Annotated in this window: 1 protein-coding gene, 7 tRNA genes and 1 rRNA gene; all 9 read right to left on the bottom strand. The window is 44.8% G+C overall.

The window, feature by feature from the left end; genetic code table 11:
• Positions 1–167 (bottom strand): arginase family protein (locus tag KC820_RS07050; protein ID WP_212369670.1); only part of this gene is annotated, 167 nt, incomplete at its 3' end.
• Positions 168–362: 195 nt separating this feature from the next.
• Positions 363–434, bottom strand: a tRNA-Gln gene (locus KC820_RS07045).
• Between the two features lie 6 nt (positions 435–440).
• Positions 441–522, bottom strand: a tRNA-Tyr gene (locus KC820_RS07040).
• An 8-nt stretch (positions 523–530) separates the two neighbouring features.
• A tRNA-Thr gene (locus KC820_RS07035) sits at positions 531–606 on the bottom strand.
• A gap of 5 nt (positions 607–611) precedes the next feature.
• Positions 612–687 (bottom strand) — tRNA-Val (locus tag KC820_RS07030).
• An 8-nt stretch (positions 688–695) separates the two neighbouring features.
• Positions 696–767 (bottom strand) — tRNA-Glu (locus KC820_RS07025).
• Positions 768–781: 14 nt separating this feature from the next.
• A tRNA-Thr gene (locus tag KC820_RS07020) sits at positions 782–854 on the bottom strand.
• A gap of 2 nt (positions 855–856) precedes the next feature.
• Positions 857–931 (bottom strand) — tRNA-Asn (locus KC820_RS07015).
• A 254-nt stretch (positions 932–1,185) separates the two neighbouring features.
• Positions 1,186–1,301: ribosomal RNA gene (rrf, locus tag KC820_RS07010) — 5S ribosomal RNA — on the bottom strand.
• Positions 1,302–1,394: the final 93 nt, after the last annotated feature.

Here is a 1,394-nt window from a genome sequence, read left to right as displayed (position 1 = left end):
GACTCTTTGTTTTCAATCTGTACGTTACCGTAGTCTTGGTAAACCGCTTTCAAGTTTTGTAACACTGTATACAAACCCGCATGCCGAATGGCATCAGGACCGAGATCGACACCTTTATTCGGTTGTCCTATCGTAATTGGTACACCTAAAATTCCAACGTTTTTCATTTGAGTTTGCCTCCTCTTGCTGCAATCATTTTAAACATATTATTCTTTTGGTTCAACTGGACAAATTGGTGAATATTTATTCAAAAAAACAATCAATAATTATCCATATGGTTTGCTACAAACCATATAATCACACATAAAAAAAAGTGCTATTCAGTCTGAACCTTGACTGAATAGCACTTTTCATTAAATGCACTGGGCTACCAGGATTCGAACCTGGGAATGACGGGACCAAAACCCGTTGCCTTACCGCTTGGCTATAGCCCAATAAAATGGAGGGGGAGAGATTCGAACTCCCGAACCCTGAGGGAGCGGATTTACAGTCCGCCGCGTTTAGCCACTTCGCTACCCCTCCGCTTTAAATGGTGCCGGCCAGAGGACTTGAACCCCCAACCTACTGATTACAAGTCAGTTGCTCTACCAGTTGAGCTAGGCCGGCATATATGGTGGAGGATGCAGGACTTGAACCTGCGACCCCCTGCTTGTAAGGCAGGTGCTCTCCCAGCTGAGCTAATCCTCCAATAAATATGACCCGTACGGGATTCGAACCCGTGTTACCGCCGTGAAAGGGCGGTGTCTTAACCACTTGACCAACGGGCCATGTGCTACATAAAAGCTTCCTGCCGGACTTGAACCGGCGACCTCATCCTTACCATGGATGCGCTCTACCGACTGAGCTAAGGAAGCAATGGCTCCAGCGGCAGGATTCGAACCTGCGACCAATTGGTTAACAGCCAACTGCTCTACCACTGAGCTACGCTGGAATGTAGTAATGAAATCTCGTGTGGTGCACGCTTCGCTTAATATGCTCAGTGCTCGTCGTGTGTCCACTCCTCGCAAACCTACTCAGAAGATTCTTCAGGATGTTTACGGTTCGCTACGCTGGAATGTAGTAAACGAATAAAAATTTGCACTTGCTTCCTAGCTATTAATTATACAAAAAAATAAAATATAAATCCAATTATATTTTAGCTAATCACCTATTAAGATGATCAAGAAGTGACTTACTATGTATATTGCCCGGCAACGTCCTACTCTTGCAGGGGAAAAACCCCAACTACCATCGGCGCTAGAGAGCTTAACTTCTGTGTTCGGAATGGGAACAGGTGTGACCTCTCTGCCATCGTCACCGGACAAATATGATATTGATAGGCATATACCTTCAAAACTAGATAAGAAGCAATACATCATCAAGTAAGTTAAGTCCTCGACCGATTAGTATCCGTC

Origin of the sequence: Allobacillus saliphilus, from assembly GCF_018138385.1 — a bacterium.
Lineage (GTDB): Bacteria > Bacillota > Bacilli > Bacillales > Alkalibacillaceae > Allobacillus > Allobacillus saliphilus.
The sequence above is the reverse complement of the archived record's forward strand: the minus strand, read 5'-3'. Positions and strand labels throughout refer to the sequence as shown.